This is a genomic window from Halalkalibacter akibai JCM 9157, from assembly GCF_000513135.1.
Classification (GTDB): Bacteria; Bacillota; Bacilli; order Bacillales; family Bacillaceae_D; genus Halalkalibacter; species Halalkalibacter akibai.
Genome location: NZ_BAUV01000001.1, coordinates 12794 through 28133 on the forward strand (window position 1 = coordinate 12794; position 15340 = coordinate 28133).

General features: G+C 36.4%; 18 protein-coding genes. 17 read left to right on the top strand and 1 reads right to left on the bottom strand.

Going from position 1 to position 15340, the window contains the following annotated elements:
- The first annotated feature begins 10 nt into the window (after window positions 1–10).
- The 17 genes from flgL (at window position 11) to JCM9157_RS25920 (ending at window position 13629) form a co-directional block, all read left to right on the top strand.
- Window positions 11–1204, top strand: a complete 1194-nt coding sequence (gene flgL / locus JCM9157_RS00070) for a flagellar hook-associated protein FlgL (protein WP_035660781.1) — start codon at window positions 11–13, stop codon at window positions 1202–1204.
- Between the two features lie 63 nt (window positions 1205–1267).
- The gene (locus JCM9157_RS00075) at window positions 1268–1849 is read left to right on the top strand and encodes a DUF6470 family protein (RefSeq protein WP_035660782.1); all 582 of its coding nucleotides are present in this window, start codon (window positions 1268–1270) and stop codon (window positions 1847–1849) included.
- Between the two features lie 86 nt (window positions 1850–1935).
- A complete protein-coding gene (gene fliW / locus JCM9157_RS00080) occupies window positions 1936–2391 on the top strand; it encodes a flagellar assembly protein FliW (protein ID WP_035660784.1) in 456 nt (151 codons plus the stop codon).
- Window positions 2392–2616: a carbon storage regulator CsrA gene (gene csrA, locus JCM9157_RS00085; RefSeq protein ID WP_035660787.1), complete on the top strand. Its 225-nt coding sequence runs from the start codon at window positions 2392–2394 to the stop codon at window positions 2614–2616.
- A 423-nt stretch (window positions 2617–3039) separates the two neighbouring features.
- Window positions 3040–3426 carry a hypothetical protein gene (locus JCM9157_RS00090; protein WP_052012848.1) on the top strand — a complete coding sequence of 129 codons (387 nt, stop codon included), beginning with the start codon at window positions 3040–3042 and terminating at the stop codon, window positions 3424–3426.
- A gap of 157 nt (window positions 3427–3583) precedes the next feature.
- Window positions 3584–3730: a hypothetical protein gene (locus JCM9157_RS24500; protein ID WP_156321462.1), complete on the top strand. Its 147-nt coding sequence runs from the start codon at window positions 3584–3586 to the stop codon at window positions 3728–3730.
- A gap of 46 nt (window positions 3731–3776) precedes the next feature.
- The gene (locus JCM9157_RS00095; protein ID WP_052012849.1) at window positions 3777–4610 is read left to right on the top strand and encodes an HD-GYP domain-containing protein; all 834 of its coding nucleotides are present in this window, start codon (window positions 3777–3779) and stop codon (window positions 4608–4610) included.
- 184 nt (window positions 4611–4794) lie between these two features.
- A complete protein-coding gene (locus JCM9157_RS00100) occupies window positions 4795–5637 on the top strand; it encodes a flagellin N-terminal helical domain-containing protein (RefSeq protein ID WP_035660790.1) in 843 nt (280 codons plus the stop codon).
- 204 nt (window positions 5638–5841) lie between these two features.
- Window positions 5842–7077, top strand: coding sequence for a flagellin lysine-N-methylase (fliB, locus tag JCM9157_RS00105; protein WP_035660793.1), 1236 nt, complete (start codon window positions 5842–5844; stop codon window positions 7075–7077).
- Between the two features lie 59 nt (window positions 7078–7136).
- Window positions 7137–8180, top strand: coding sequence for a glycosyltransferase family 2 protein (locus JCM9157_RS00110; protein WP_035660796.1), 1044 nt, complete (start codon window positions 7137–7139; stop codon window positions 8178–8180).
- Window positions 8181–8281: 101 nt separating this feature from the next.
- Window positions 8282–8623 carry a flagellar protein FlaG gene (flaG, locus tag JCM9157_RS00115; RefSeq protein ID WP_035660799.1) on the top strand — a complete coding sequence of 114 codons (342 nt, stop codon included), beginning with the start codon at window positions 8282–8284 and terminating at the stop codon, window positions 8621–8623.
- Window positions 8624–8641: 18 nt separating this feature from the next.
- A complete protein-coding gene (fliD, locus tag JCM9157_RS00120) occupies window positions 8642–10294 on the top strand; it encodes a flagellar filament capping protein FliD (protein WP_035660801.1) in 1653 nt (550 codons plus the stop codon).
- Window positions 10295–10314: 20 nt separating this feature from the next.
- Window positions 10315–10710: a flagellar export chaperone FliS gene (gene fliS / locus JCM9157_RS00125; RefSeq protein WP_035660804.1), complete on the top strand. Its 396-nt coding sequence runs from the start codon at window positions 10315–10317 to the stop codon at window positions 10708–10710.
- Window positions 10710–11072: a flagellar protein FliT gene (gene fliT / locus JCM9157_RS00130; RefSeq protein WP_035660807.1), complete on the top strand. Its 363-nt coding sequence runs from the start codon at window positions 10710–10712 to the stop codon at window positions 11070–11072. The genes fliS and fliT overlap by 1 nt, the downstream gene beginning before the upstream one ends.
- A gap of 129 nt (window positions 11073–11201) precedes the next feature.
- A complete protein-coding gene (locus JCM9157_RS00135; RefSeq protein WP_035660810.1) occupies window positions 11202–12884 on the top strand; it encodes a methyl-accepting chemotaxis protein in 1683 nt (560 codons plus the stop codon).
- A 240-nt stretch (window positions 12885–13124) separates the two neighbouring features.
- Window positions 13125–13472: a Uma2 family endonuclease gene (locus JCM9157_RS00140; protein ID WP_201768887.1), complete on the top strand. Its 348-nt coding sequence runs from the start codon at window positions 13125–13127 to the stop codon at window positions 13470–13472.
- A gap of 1 nt (window position 13473) precedes the next feature.
- On the top strand, window positions 13474–13629 hold the full coding sequence (locus JCM9157_RS25920; protein WP_201768888.1) for a Uma2 family endonuclease: 156 nt from the start codon (window positions 13474–13476) through the stop codon (window positions 13627–13629).
- A 137-nt stretch (window positions 13630–13766) separates the two neighbouring features.
- Here JCM9157_RS25920 and JCM9157_RS00145 read toward each other — a convergent pair whose 3' ends face one another.
- Window positions 13767–14720 (bottom strand): DUF6612 family protein, encoded by a 954-nt coding sequence (locus JCM9157_RS00145; protein WP_035660813.1) that lies wholly within the window; start codon window positions 14718–14720, stop codon window positions 13767–13769.
- Window positions 14721–15340: the final 620 nt, after the last annotated feature.

Genomic DNA, 15340 nt, shown 5'->3' on the forward strand with positions numbered 1-15340 from the left:
GTGGATATAGATGCGTGTCACTCAAATGATGCTATCACAAAGCTCATTACGTAATATAAACCAAGGCTACAATCGCTTAGCGACGATTCAAGATCAACTAGCTACAGGAAAGAAAATTACCCGTGCATCACAAGATCCAGTCGTAGCAATGAAAGGGATGCGTTACCGCTCGCAAGTAACAGAAGTCGAGCAGTTTAAACGTAACCTCAGTGAGGCGTATAACTGGATGGATACAGCGGATGCGACGCTTGATAAAGGAACGGAAGTGTTACAGCGTATCCGAGAGCTAGCAACACAAGCAGCAAACGATACGTATAACCCAACCGAACGAGCAAACGTTGCAAAAGAGGTTGCTCAGCTTCGTGAACATCTTGAATCACTCGGAAACACGAAAAACAGCAATAAATATATTTTTAACGGAACGAACACAACGAATGCACCGATTCAAAACACAACTAATCTAGACCGCGGCATTCAAGCTTTGTTTGATGGCACGATTCCAGATCTAGCAACTGTGGAAGTTGTCCATAACGGTAAAATCTTCAAACACGTTGGCACGGAAAACGGACAGCATATTTTCCAAGACGCTACTCAAACGACACCTGCTTTCGGTGACGCCAACTTCAACGCTGGAGCGATTCGCTTAATAATTGGACAAGACGAAACGGTCACGTTCTTACAACCAAATCGTGCTCATGACCCTGCTAATCCGGCGAGTCAAGAAGTCTTAACAACAGCAGTACGTTCCAACGATATCGTGGTTGCTAATGCGAATGCCGTTTCCGTTAACTCACAATCCGTTGAGATTGAACTGTTAAAAGGTGTATCGGTACCTGTGAACATCAATCCAAGCTCGGTTTTCAGTAATGCTTTATTCGGTGACTTGCTTCGTCTTGAACGAGCACTTGAAGACGGGTCAGTTAAAGGAACAGAGCTCTCTGGTTACATTGACAACGTCTTTGGACACATCGACCGTTTTGTAACTGAGCGCGCCGAATTAGGTGCTAGAATCAACCGTGTTCAAATGATTGAAAATCGTTTAATGGAACAAGAAGTAAGTGCCAACCGGATTATGTCTGAAAATGAAGACGCGGAAATGGAAAAAGTCATTATTGCATTAATGACACAAGAAAGCATCCACCGTGCCGCTCTTTCTTCTGGAGCGCGCATCATTCAACCAAGTTTAATGGATTTCTTAAGATAATTATAAATGGGCTTTGCCGTTTCGACGCGCAAAGCCTATAGATATATAAAGGAAGCGATCGTTATGCAGCTAACATCCTTACACATTCACCAAAACGATGCAAAAATTGGTTTGAATTCAAGTCGACCAGGTCCGCAAATCAAGCAACAAGCACCAGATATGCAAATCAAGCAAAATCACAACAACTTAATTGAAATCAGCACAACCGCCTCGCAAATGTTTATCGACCAAACCGAAGCGTTTGCTGATGCAAATTTAAAACATCCACTTCGAGTTGCCAATGAGCAAGCCGGAAAAGCCTTACAGCAAGTTTCTAAGTATGTGGCAAAAACAGCTCAACAAGGCGATCAAATGATGAAGATTGAAAATGGCACAGGCGCTTTTGCTCGAATTGCGAAGGTGAACAGCGAACCAGCTCCCGTCCAAGTCAATATCGGTTACATGCCGAAATCAGCGGATCGCGTCAAATTCGATTTTCAACCAGCAAAAGTAAACATCAGAGCAAGAGAGTATCAAACAGAAATTCATGTGAATCGTCGCGATCCACAAATCCACATGCCAAAATGGCAAACGGAAACGTACATCCGACAAAAAAATCAAATTTCCTTCCAGGCTGTGGGTAGCACGGTTAATCGAGGTTTATAGAAGTCGCATTGCGGCTTCTTTTTGTCTCTAGAAAACGTTATGGTACAATAAACGGCAGAAGAGTTGAAAAAAAGGTGTGTGACTAGATGAACATTGAAACGAAATATCAAGGACAAATGGACATTCACGAAGATAAAATCATTACATTTCAAAAAGGAATCCCAGCATTCGAAGAAGAAAAGCAATTTGCCTTACTTCCATTCGCAGAAGGAACTCCTTTTTATGTACTTCAATCCGTCAAAACAAAAGATGTTGCTTTCATCATCATGAATCCATTTGATGCTGTGCCAAGTTATCAATACAAGTTGTCGGATGCTACATTAGAAGAATTAGAAATCAAAAAAGAAGAAGATGTAGCAACGTTTGTTGTTCTAACGGTCAAAGAACCTTTTGCCGAAACAACCGCTAATCTTCAAGGACCGATTATTATTAATATTAACAAGCAAAAAGGAAAACAGCTTCTACTTAGTGATTCAGACTATAAAACGAAACACACAATTTTTAAAGAAGTAGCACTTCAAACGACCAAGGAGGGGAAGTAGATGCTTGTCCTCTCTCGGAAATTGAAGCAAGCAATTCAAATTGCAGATGATATTGAAATTAAGATTCTTGCGATCGAAGGCGATCAGGTGAAAATAGGGATTGATGCGCCGAAGCATATTGAGATTCATCGTAAAGAAGTTTTTCTGGCTATTCAAGAGGAGAACAGTGCTGCAGCGCAGACGATTTCGGTGGATGCGTTGAAGGGGTTTTTGCAGGGGAAGTAAATTTTCCGCCTTGGCCCCGTTCCATTGCGCTGCAGGCACTTGCTTTCCGCGGGGAGGATGCCAAGTAGCAGATTCAAGGAAGCAGCAATGGCTCCACTCATAGCATGCTTAAAAGCTTGCAACTGTTCCGCTCATTGCTGAGGGCAACTGAAAAAAGGTGAAAACATACCTTTTTCAGTTGCCTTCCAACTTACGTCAGTGGTGTCTTGCCCTTTCCTCTCTTCCCGCAGGAGCCAAGTGCCTTCCGCTTAATTACACTTGAATTGCGATCAATAGTTAAAGACCATATTCTCGCTAAAAATATCTTCCATCCAAATAGCTTGGTATTATAACAATACAAAAACTGGACTTTTTATAAAAACCTCTTCTTGTCTTTACTTTTGCGATTATTCGACATAAACTGTGGAAAAGGAGGTGAGAAGAGTGGAAAATGAAATTCTCTTATTGCTGAAGCAAATGAATGAGAAAATGGACAAGCGTTTTGAGCGGATTGAGCAGCGTTTAGATCGAATTGAGGTTCGACTAGATCAGGTAGAATCACGTTTAGACGGAGTGGAATCTCGATTAGATCGAGTAGAATCACGTCTAGACAGAATCGAATCACGTCTTGACCAGCATGAACGCCTTTTAAACAGCTTAATTACCATGACGGCTAAAAACACAGAAGATATCCACACGTTACGTACAGAAAACAACCAGCGCTTTGACAAACTCGAACTTACTTTCTTCAAAATGAACTCAGACATTAACCTCCTTTTCCAAGAAACCCAGACGAACAAACGTGAGATTGCTCAATTAAAGAAACAGTAAAAGATTAATCCCCATTAGATTTGATTCTGTGGGGATTTTATATTGAATAAATATAGGTAACTTTTTCCACTTTCTTCGATTATCTAAATATGATTGTATATATTTGCAAAAACCATTATATTTAGAATAGTACATATTGCCTAAATGGGGTGAGAAAGTGGCAAATCAACAGAATGAATTTTACGAAGGTTATAAACTGATAAAAGATATCATATCGGATCAGCTTGGTTTGCTATTACGCAAAGGAGCCATTCTAGATAAAATCACAATTGAACGTCTGAACCGGTTCCAAGTCCATCGATGACTTCGCCGAATGCATTGAAGAACCAGCAAAGTCAGTAGAAAAAAAGATGGACTCAGTCATTCGTGAATTTGAAAATGATTTTAATCGCATTGAAGACGGTAGAGAAATAACAGATAAATTAGAACAGGAATTACTCCCTGTGATCACTGATATGGTCGAGCAAGCAGGAATAGATGATATTATGGTCTCCGTTCAAAGTAAGGACGATTACTTATACCGCCACAACATTGCTGTTTCGATCCTTAGTGGGAAATTAGCAACATGGATGGGGTTCCCAAAAGAAACCGTGAGCAAAATTGCCTTCAGCGGTTTACTTCATGACGTGGGCAAAACCAAGATTCCGAGTGCTATCTTGCAAAAAACAGATCGCCTAACTTCACAGGAATATGAAATCATGAAGTTTCACTCACAGTTTGGTTACGACATCTTAAAAAGCCAAGGTCTCGATGAAGACATTTGCCGAGTTGCACTAGAACACCATCTCAGAGAAGACGGAACTGGATATCCCGCTAATAAACAAGGCCAGCCGATCCATGAGTTCGCCAAAATCATTGCGATCGCTGATACATTCCATGCAATGACATCCAACCGAGTGTACCGCAAAGGACTCTCATTCTATGTCGCCTTAAAAGAGCTTAGAAGAGAATCATTCGGCAAGCTTAATCCAAAGATGGCAAACACCTTCATAAAAAAAATAATGGAGATGTCAATTGGTTCAACGGTCCGACTCTCAGACGGAAGAAAAGGAAAAATCGCCTTCGGTCCAGTAGAAGACCCGATCAACCCCTATGTAGAAGTAGATGAGGAGATCGTCATCACGGGTAACTCAGACATTTACATCGAACATTTCCTACAAGAAGTAGAAATAATAAATTTCTAAAAAAAATATCAAAAAAAGATGAAAAAACTCTAAAGATATCAAATTACCATCCGATATATATATTGTAAGGCAGGAGGAATTGAAAGTACGGCCGACGGACAAGCCCAAATGCCTTAACAAACAAAAAAACTTATAATCCAACCACAAGGATGTGGGCGGAGCTAATTTCAAGGAGGAAATTATAATGATTATTAATCACAATCTTAATGCAATGAACGCACACCGTCAGATGGGGATGAATATTAACTCTGCTGGTAATTCAATGGAAAAGTTATCTTCGGGATTACGTATTAACCGTGCTGGTGACGACGCTGCTGGTTTAGCAATTTCTGAAAAAATGCGTTCACAAATTAGAGGTTTAGATCAAGGTTCACGTAACGCTCAAGATGGTATTTCTTTAATTCAAACAGCTGAAGGTGGTCTTCAAGAAGTTCATGAAATTCTTCAACGTATGCGTGAATTAGCTGTTCAATCTTCAAATGATACAAATGTTACTGTTGATAGAACTGCACTATCGGATGAATTTACTCAGTTAGGTTTGGAAGTAGAAAGAATTCGTGAAAAGTCTCAGTTCAATAAACAAGATATCTTTAAAGGTACTGCTGGAGATGCAGGGAAAGTACAGCTGCAAGTTGGTGCTAATGCAGGAGACCTAATTCAGTTAGATTTATCTACTAAAACTAATGGTCTAAATTTAGAAGATGTAGTGACAGCAGCTAAAACAACGGCAAAAATTGATACTCATGCTAATGCACAAGCAGCGATTACTACAATTGAAACACAAATTGAAACTGTCTCAAAAGGACGTTCATATCTTGGAGCTATGCAAAACCGTTTAGAGCATACAATTAAAAATCTTGATAATGCAGCAGAAAATTTACAAGCTGCTGAGTCTAGAGTGCGTGATGTTGATATGGCAAAAGAAATGATGAACTTTACTCGTTCGAATATTCTTAATCAAGCATCACAAGCTATGCTTGCGCAAGCTAATCAACAACCACAAGCTGTTTTACAACTTCTTCGTTAAATAAAGAATAAAAAAGGAATTCTAGCATTGCTAGGTTCCTTTTTTTATTTTTTTATTTAACTAGACATTTTTTTGAAATTAAGTTTATGCTACATACAATTTATAGAAAAAAAGGTTTTGTGATTAATTTATTGTGTTTAATGACGATATATATAATATAGCTATATTTATAATCCTTATGTAAATTCAAAGGAGTTGCAATTAATGTTAAAACAATCAAATATTCTGTATCCGCAATATGTAAAAGATTTCTCTTGCATTGGGCAAAAGTGTGAAGATACCTGTTGCAAAGGCTGGGTAATTGACATTGATAAAAGTACTTATAAAAAGTATAAGTTACTAAATAGAAAACATGAATTAAAAGCTACACTTGATAAAAACATAATTAGAAATAGAAAGAGTAAAATTGATAGTTTTTATGCAAAAGTAAAATTAAAAGAAAATGGCAATTGCCCTCTCTTAGATAAAGAAAATCTCTGTTCTGTTCAAAAACAATTAGGGGAAGACTATTTATCTAGTACATGTAAAGTTTACCCACGATCAATAAACCGTGTTGATGATAGAGTTGAGGTGTCCCTTTCTATGTCCTGTCCAGAGGCTGCTAGATTAGGATTATTAAAATCTAATCTAATGATCTTTGACGAAAAAGAAGATGTTGAAGAAATAAATAAGTTAGCTAGACGTAAAGTTACTACGGTAGGTAAAAAAGAAGATAATATTAATTTTTACTTTTGGGACTTGAGAGTTTTTTCAATTGGATTAATGCAGAACAGAAATTATTCTATTTCTGAACGATTAATATTATTAGGTATGTTCTATAACAAATTACAGACTCTTATAGTAAAAGGGGATTTTAACAAAATTCCAAATCTAATTAATGATACAAATGAAAATATCATTCAAAAAAACGATAAAGAAGGATTTAAAAAAATTCCTACCTCTATTGAGATACAGGTTAACTTAACAAAATCAATATTGGAAGCAAAGTTAGGAATAACTAATGAAAGATTCTTGAAGTGCTTAGAAGAACTACGTGTCGGATTAAATAATAGTGAGGTAGTTGGAGAAGATACTAAAATAATTAAGAGTTACCAAGAGAACTTTACAAACTTCTATCAACCTTTCATGGAAGACAATGAATACATTATAGAAAACTACCTTGTTAACTATATATATAAAGAGTTGTTTCCTTTAAATCAAGGGTTAGAAGTCTTTAAAGCATATAGTCTACTAACTGTACATTTTTCTATTATAAAATTAATTCTTATTGGAGTTTCCGGATATCATGAGGGATTATCAGAAGAGATTGTGATTAGAGTAATACAATCCTATTCACGGACTATTGAACATAACGGAATATTCCTAAGAAAGGTATTAAAAGAATTAGAAGAGAAAGGGTACTTAAGTATGGGGTATATGGCTATACTCTTAAAGAATTAGACTCTTACATTTCTGATTTAGAGAGGAGAAGGATTGTTATTCAATTAATATCTCTATGTATGATAGTTAAAAATGAAGAACAGAACCTTTCAAAATGTTTAGATAGTATTCACGATATAGTAAATGAAATAGTTATAGTAGATACAGGTTCTACTGATAATACAAAGAAAATTGCTAAGAAATATGGTGCTAAAATTTTTGATTTTACATGGAATAATAATTTTGCAGATGCTCGTAATTTTAGTTTAGACCAATCACAGTCAAAATGGAATTTAGTTTTAGATGCCGATGAATATATTGAAAAAATAAATCTAGTGGAATTTAACAATTTTTTAAAGAATGAAATAGCTATTGGTAAGATTCAAATAAATAGTAAATTTTTACAAGAAGGAGAAGAAAGGTTTTCGAGGAATTATGTATCTAGGTTATTTCCTAGGGATATTAGATATGAAGGCAGGATTCATGAACAATTAATCTCAGAATTACCTAGAAGGGAACTTGAAATTACTGTAAATCATACTGGTTACTTTTTAAATAATAAAGCTTCTCGTAATATACCTTTATTAATTAAAGAATTAGGTGAAAGTCCTAACGATCCATATTACTTATTCCAGTTGGGGAAAGAATATCAAATTAATAAAGACTTTAATTTATCAAAAAAATATCTAGATATTTGTTATCAAGTATTAAAAGGTAATGAGCAATTTTATCAGAGTGCTGTAATTTGTTATTTACACACATTAAAGTATCTAGAGGAATTTAATCGAGCCTTCCTTATTTTGAATGAAAATATTGAAAGGCTTGATAAAAGATCAGATTTTCATTTCATAAAAGCACTATTATTAATGGATCTAATTTTCAAAGATACAAAAACATATAGTCATTTATTAACAGAAATCGAATCATGTTATTTAAGATGTATTGAGATTGGTGAAAATAATAGTGATGACATTGTTTCTGGAACAGGTAATTTTATGGCCTTTTATAATTTAGGTGTTTACTATGAAACTACTAATCAATTCACTAAGGCATTAGAATTTTATAAGCTGTCTGCAAATTATAAATATATGCCTGCTATAAAAAGATTGGAAAAAATAAAGTGATTCTTATCGGAAAAATAAAAGACTTTTATCGTAAGCAATTATTAATAATAGTGAATGTTGTGTCGATATAAATAGTATCAAAAAACTTGGGAGCGAGTAAAATGGAAATTAATCGTAGTACGGCTAATCCAACTTTTCAAGGTGTACAGAAAAATGTTAAAGACAAAGATAATATAACTGTGGCACCGAGAAGATCAGATAACTCTCCAAATAATTATAATATCGATGAGATAAAGGAAAATGTAGCTAGTTTTAACAAATTTATGGAGACGTCTAATACAAACTTAAAATTTAGTTTGCACGAAGAATTAAATGAATATTATGTCGCTATCGTAGATGTTCAAACAAACGAAGTGATAAAAGAAATTCCTCCGAAAAAATTGTTGGACTTTTTTGCGACTATGAAAAAAACAATTGGTTTATTCATAGATGAAAAGATATGAGAGTAGGTGTTTGAGAAAATGAGAATTGGTGGTTTAGCATCAGGAATTGATACGGACTCGATTATAAAACAGTTAATGCAAGTTGAACGAAAACCGTTAGATAGATTTTTCCAACGTAAACAAACTATAGAATGGCAAAGAGATGCTTATAGAGATATAAACTTAAAACTAAGAACCTTGGAGGAGTCGGCTTTAAGTATCCGATTACGATCAAGTTTAAATACAAGATTTGTACAATCATCAAATGATCAAATGTTTACTGCAACAGCCAATTCTGATGTTCAAAATGGCACTTACAAATTTAAAATAGATCAAATTGCAACTAAGACAAGAAACATCGGTACAGATAAACTAACAGATGTTAATAGCCTGACGAAATTTTCTGCGGGTGTTACATTAAATGCTCAGGTAGATGCTTTAGGTAGCATAGAGCAATATAATCATAAAGAATTTACTATGAAAACGTTTGATGCAAATGGTGTTGAAAAAGCTGTTACAGTTAAAATTGATACTTCTAAAACACTTAATGATTTGTTTAAACAGATTAATGAATCTGACGTTGGTGTGAGAGCATATTATGACAGCTCTTTCGATAGAGTGGTATTTGAAAGAAAAGAAACTGGAGAATTCGGAGCAGGTTCTAATGGACTTCAGATTACATTTGAAGATGGTGTGAATAATCCAGGAGGGTTAGAGTTTTTGGAAAACATATTGAAAATTGATACAACACGCGAAGAAGCTGGACAAAATGCTATTGTACATTTTCAAAATCCTGTATTTGGTAATGAGGTAATTACAGTAAATGACTCAAGGACTAATAGGGTTGTTATTGGTGGTATGGCCTTTAATCTTACAGAACCAACAAGGGTGAATCAAAGTGATAATACTTCACCTATTGAATTTAAAACAATAACAGTCATGTCAAATACTGATGATGCTTTTGAAAAAATTAAAACTTTTGTAGATACTTACAACAATACAATTGCTGAAATACAAGCACTACTATCGGAACCGCGTTATAGAGATTTTCCGCCGCTAACGGATGAGCAACGAAAAGACTTATCTGAAAGAGAGGCGGAGTTATGGGATGAAAAAGCAAAAAGTGGAATGTTGCGTAGAGATCCGATGCTTTCATCTATATTAACTCAAATGCGCACAGATCTTTATACTCCTGTACAAACGTCCGGTCAATTTAACTTAATTTCTCAAATAGGTATTTCAACAACTAGTAATTTTAGAGATGGTGGTAGACTAGAAATAGATGAAACAAAGCTGAGAGCTGCGTTGGCAGATGATCCTGATTCGGTACATCAACTTTTTAACAATGTAGCTGACACTTCATTAACGTCTGTTCCATTATCTGAACGAACAGCTCAACAACGTCAAGATATTAGAAACCAAACAGGTTTGATTGGACGGTTAAGAGGATCAATTAATAACACTATTAATGAAATTGTAAATCGGGCAGGTAATCAGAACCGAACTAACCAGCAGTTCACTTTAGGAAGAGAGCTAGTAAATGTTGATACTCAAATAGATACTTTTCAGAGAAGATTAAAACAAATTGAAGATCGTTATTGGACTCAGTTTTCGCGGATGGAATCCGCAATGAACAAGGCTAATGCTCAATCCGATGCGATGATGAACCAATTATTTGGTGGCATGCAATAATGAAAGGATGATTGGAACTAATGGCTATCAATAACCCCCAACAAGCATACCAACAAAACAAAGCAGTAACCTCCTCACCAGGAGAACTAACATTAATGCTTTACAACGGTTGCTTAAAATTCATAAACGTAGCAAAAAAGTCAATTGAAGAAAATAACATCGCAACACGTCACGAAAACCTAGTTAAAGCACAAAACATCATCAGAGAGCTTATGGTAACTTTAAAAACCGACACGAAACTCGGCAAAGATATGTTAGCACTATACGATTTTATTCTTTCTAGACTAACAGACGCCAACACAGAAAATAGTATGGAGAAACTATCTGAAGCTGAAGAAATGGTTAAAGATTTCCGTGACACTTGGAAAGAAGCACTACAAATCGACCGAAAAAAACGTCATCAGGTTAAGGCGTAATGAATCAAAGTATTTTACGTTTGATAGAGGTGTCGGACGAGCTGTTACAGTTATTAAAGTCTGTTTCTTTTGCTGATGAACAACGTGAGCAGGATATCACCAAAATTGAGGAACTATTAACCAAACGAGAAGGTATTATTACTTCAATTGACGCTCCTGCGAAAACATCTGAAGAACTAGCAGCTGCAAAGTCTCTAGTGCAAACGAATAAAGAGATAGTAGCTAAGCTTGATCTTCTAAAAGGGAAGGTCAAGCTGGACATTGATAAAATGACGTTAAAAAAGAAAATGAACCGTAAATACGACAATCCTTATGATATGACAACGAACGAAGGTGCGTTTATTGATAAACGCGGCATCTAGAGTCAACTCAAAGTTGAGCTTGGCTCTTTTTTTGTTAGGGATGTAGTGCTATATACTTAGGTAATTTTTCGTTATAAACTAAGAACTATATATTCCAATTGATGAATCTGCAAAAGGGGTTAATTACAGATGAAATTTATTAAAAACTTGTCTATTCGAGCAAAGTTGCTCGGTATTTTTGGAAGCGTTATTATCCTGTTTATCGGAGGTTTTGTAGCAAGCTTTTTAGAGCTTGATCGAGCTGAGGAGGAAGTGGAGAACTTAGAACGTAGGGCGAATAGTGCGATAATGGCAACTGAAATTGCCGCCTTGTTTCGAGCGAAATATATCCCTATCGCAGAATATGCCAGAACCGGTCATTTTCGGGAAGTAGAGTTTATGGATTTTGATTCAAAGTTAGTTAGTATCTTTGAGCGAATAGAGAGTCAATTGACAACCGAACAGCAAATGGAATTATTTGCTACGATAGTGCAAAATAATGAAAAGATGGACCAAATAAAGGATGATTTCTTAGCTAAGCAAGCAATTGATGAAAAGGTAATGGAAGAACTTGGAACAATAAGGCATGATACAGCAATGGCGGCATTAAGGCTTTCAGATAGTATGTACGAGCAATTTCTCGGTTCTGGTGTTGAGACGAAGGAAGCTCTTGCTGTTACCAAAATGACTTTAGCTATGTCTGTGGCTGTTGCTTTTTTAATTGGTACGACTCTATTTGTTCTTTTTAGTAAGTATATATCGAAAGCATTAAATAATGTCGTTCAGTTAGCAACCGGAATTAGCCAAGGAAATCTTCAGCTCGAAAAAATTAAAGTGACTTCAAAAGATGAAATTGGAAAAGTGAGTTACTCGATGAATCAGATGCTAGATAATCTGCGTCATTTACTAGTGAATATTTCACAGACAACTAGTCAAGTGGCTGCGTCTTCAGAGCAGTTAACAGCTAGTGCGGGTGAAACTAGTAAGTCAACCGATAGTATTAGTCAATCCATTCAAGAAGTTGCTTCTGGTACGGACCTTCAAGTAGAAGGTGCTAATACGGTTACAGGTGCAATTAGTGAGATTACAAGTGGTATGCAGCAAATTTCATCAAGTATGGTGCGAGTAAATGAGATGACTTCTCGTTCTAATGATAATGCGATTGAGGGAGTGGAGGTTATGTATAACTCCATTGAACATATGAAAAATAACATTAATCAAAAAGCATTTCAAACTGCTGGTGTGGTTCAGCAGTTGGGTGAAAAATCTGTGGAAATTGGAGAGATTTCACAGTTGATTACGAATGTAGCTGAACAAACCAACTTATTAGCTTTAAATGCTGCAATTGAAGCCGCAAGAGCTGGGGAGCATGGGAGAGGTTTTGCAGTTGTTGCAGATGAGGTTCGAAAACTTGCTGAGCAGTCGCGTCAATCTGCTGGACAAATCAACTCTCTTATTTCGGAGATTCAAACTGGAATTCGGGATTCTGTATCGTCGATGGATGAGGTAACAAAGTCTGTAGGAGAAGGTATTGTTTTTGCCGAGCAGGCAGGTACATCATTTGGAGATATCACAGGTGCTATATCCGAAGTCATGTCTCAGGTGGAAGAGGTCTCGGCTGCGATACAGCAGATGCAATCTAATACAGAGGCCGTTAATCATTCGGTAAAAGAGATGGCTCTTATAGCTGAGAATTCAGCAAGCAATACTCAAAATGTAGCAGCGTCGGCTGAGGAACAAAATGCATCCATGCAAGAAGTTTTAGCTGCCGCGGAGACTCTCAATCAAATGGCTGAAGATCTTCAGAAGAATGTAGATACATTTAAATTTTAATCGGAAAGTGTTAATCATTTTCTGCTTTTCTTATAAGACTAAGAGTCAACTCGAAAGATGAGTTGACTCTTTATTTTGCTGAAATAAAAAATGGGTTTAGACGAAGAAGAAGAGCTCAAGCCGGTGTAAAGGAAGCAAGACATATTTAGGAGGATATAATAGATGGGTAGATTTGAATAAACGGTGTGGAAGTTTCGCAAGGTGTCATTTGTTATAATAAAGAAAAATGGAGGTGTTAGGATGTCGAAACGAAAAGAGGATGTTGTACGCTATTCATATGCCGATTACCTACAATGGGTAGAAGGAGATCGAGTTGAACTAATAGATGGGATTCCGTTTGCGATGACTCCTACACCGTCAAGAGAACATCAGCGAATTGTTTTAGAATTAGGTAGGCAATTTGCAAATTTACTTAAAGACCACCCCGACGAAGTCTACATCGCACCATTTGATGTGAGACTCACAGAAGAAACAACACCACCAGACGAAAATATTCAAACCGTGGTCCAACCGGATCTAGCTGTTATATGTGATCGAGAAAAATTAGATGAGCGTGGTTGTTTAGGTGCGCCTGATTTAATTATTTAAAGTGATTTCTCCCTCAACGGCTTCCGCTGACTATATTTATAAACGGAAGATATATGAGAAGCACGGGGTAAAAGAGTATTGGCTTGTTCATCCACAGGACCAGCTTATTACGGTTTATTTACTTGAGGACAATCAGCAATTTGGAAAACCCATCTAATTTGACAAAGAGGATAATATTGAGGTGCAAACACTACCTGGTTTTACTTTAGATGTGGGAAGCTTGTTTCCAAAACAATAAAAAGATCAATAAAAAAGGAAGCTCAAGGTTCTACACGACCTCAAGCTTCCTTCTTTTTATTCTCCAGCCTCTTCTTCTTCCTCATCAGCTACATCTTCATCTAAATCTAAATCCATCTCTTCCCAATCCTCAATACCAGAGTAATCAGGGTTATACTCTTCAGCACTCTCAATCACATCAGCTGGAATAATAATTTCTGAAATGCCGTTGTAATCTGAGAATGTAGCTTCTGTGCTTGTATGGATCAGGACTGACTCGCCGTCAGTTTGTAGTTCGAACGACATTGTCATATCCATTTTGGTTTGCTTGAATGTTTCTTTATCAATGTAGAGCGAGTAATTTAGTTCTTTTATGTCTGACATTAGCATCAGTTGGTCGATGTCTCCGGACATGTTTTCATGAACGATTCCGTTTAATTCTTGAGCGAAGCTTTGGAGAAGATCGGATTCTCCTTCAACCGAGATGATGTAGTGAGCCTCGTCTTCTGTATACGTTAATTCCTCTGTGTGTGTTAACAGTAGTTGTAATTGCTCATCTGTTGATACTTCAGTGTTTTCCATTTCTCGAAGTTGGGCTGCGATGTCTTCGGGATAGCTGAACCATTTTTCTTCCATTGGATCTTTGTAGTAGAAGGCGTTGTCGAGCATGTAGAGTTCTGTTTCTACTTCGCCTACTTCAGGCAAATCCATTGTGATTTTTTGATACATATTTAAAGGTTGTTGCGTAATTTCCATATAAACTAACATATTGGTTGAATAGTTTTCTTCGTTTGGTAAGGACATTTCTTGAACCATGTTCATTTCAGTAGCGAGACTGTTGACATTGTTCATGGCCTCAATTGATTTATGTAGAATCTCTTCAACAGAAAGTTCAACTTTCTCTTCTGTTTCTTTTTCTACTTCTATTTCTTCCTCGATAGGGCTTGTTGATTCTACTGATGTTTTTTCACTGCATGCCGTTAAAAGAGTAAAGGCGCAGAGAATAATGAACCAGTGTTTTAAATGACCCATGTATGTTCCCCCTTGTTTGTTTTACACAACACTCCTCATTTTAACAAACTTTTACTTATTCTTATAGTGACAAAAGGTAGAAATGAAAAAGAATGGTCAATTACAAAAAGTGCAACCGCAAAACTACAACATAAAGGAGTGTTCTCAAGGGGGAGGTGCTATATGTTGTAATTTGGGTTTGTAACTGACCATTCTATGTATAAAAGTGCGAAGCGGGGATGTTACACAATACCTCAGGAGGTGAGGGGCTTCGACACTTTTTAATCCTATTAACAGACCGGCTGGGGGTTATATGTAAGGAGCGAGTCTGTTAGCTAGGTAAATAAGGAATAAAGTAGGGTATATATGTAAAGGATTTTGTCGTCACTTGTTGAAATTTGGATTATTCTGAATATATTGTATTAGGATAAAGGGGTGATCGTCAATTGAAGTTGTGAGATTATTGGACAGAGGTTTTTATTTCAATTATTTACTAAAAAGATGATTAAATGTAAGCGTAAACAAAATTCGATTTGATCAGACAAGAGATGTTGTTTTTTGGCGAGTTGTCAGACGTTTATTGGTTTGACAAGGTATGAGAGCGCTGTTATAGTTGAATTGTGGAAATACTCCACAAGAAC

What these genes read in the sequence shown, in the direction of transcription:
- flgL (WP_035660781.1), top strand. Translation starts at nt 11, where the DNA reads ATGCGTGTCACTCAAATGATGCTATCACAAAGCTCATTACGTAATATA.
- JCM9157_RS00075 (WP_035660782.1), top strand. Translation starts at nt 1,268, where the DNA reads ATGCAGCTAACATCCTTACACATTCACCAAAACGATGCAAAAATTGGT.
- fliW (WP_035660784.1), top strand. Translation starts at nt 1,936, where the DNA reads ATGAACATTGAAACGAAATATCAAGGACAAATGGACATTCACGAAGAT.
- csrA (WP_035660787.1), top strand. Translation starts at nt 2,392, where the DNA reads ATGCTTGTCCTCTCTCGGAAATTGAAGCAAGCAATTCAAATTGCAGAT.
- JCM9157_RS00095 (WP_052012849.1), top strand. Translation starts at nt 3,777, where the DNA reads ATGGACTCAGTCATTCGTGAATTTGAAAATGATTTTAATCGCATTGAA.
- JCM9157_RS00100 (WP_035660790.1), top strand. Translation starts at nt 4,795, where the DNA reads ATGATTATTAATCACAATCTTAATGCAATGAACGCACACCGTCAGATG.
- fliB (WP_035660793.1), top strand. Translation starts at nt 5,842, where the DNA reads ATGTTAAAACAATCAAATATTCTGTATCCGCAATATGTAAAAGATTTC.
- JCM9157_RS00110 (WP_035660796.1), top strand. Translation starts at nt 7,137, where the DNA reads ATGATAGTTAAAAATGAAGAACAGAACCTTTCAAAATGTTTAGATAGT.
- flaG (WP_035660799.1), top strand. Translation starts at nt 8,282, where the DNA reads ATGGAAATTAATCGTAGTACGGCTAATCCAACTTTTCAAGGTGTACAG.
- fliD (WP_035660801.1), top strand. Translation starts at nt 8,642, where the DNA reads ATGAGAATTGGTGGTTTAGCATCAGGAATTGATACGGACTCGATTATA.
- fliS (WP_035660804.1), top strand. Translation starts at nt 10,315, where the DNA reads ATGGCTATCAATAACCCCCAACAAGCATACCAACAAAACAAAGCAGTA.
- fliT (WP_035660807.1), top strand. Translation starts at nt 10,710, where the DNA reads ATGAATCAAAGTATTTTACGTTTGATAGAGGTGTCGGACGAGCTGTTA.
- JCM9157_RS00135 (WP_035660810.1), top strand. Translation starts at nt 11,202, where the DNA reads ATGAAATTTATTAAAAACTTGTCTATTCGAGCAAAGTTGCTCGGTATT.
- JCM9157_RS00140 (WP_201768887.1), top strand. Translation starts at nt 13,125, where the DNA reads ATGTCGAAACGAAAAGAGGATGTTGTACGCTATTCATATGCCGATTAC.
- JCM9157_RS00145 (WP_035660813.1), bottom strand. Translation starts at nt 14,720, where the DNA reads ATGGGTCATTTAAAACACTGGTTCATTATTCTCTGCGCCTTTACTCTT.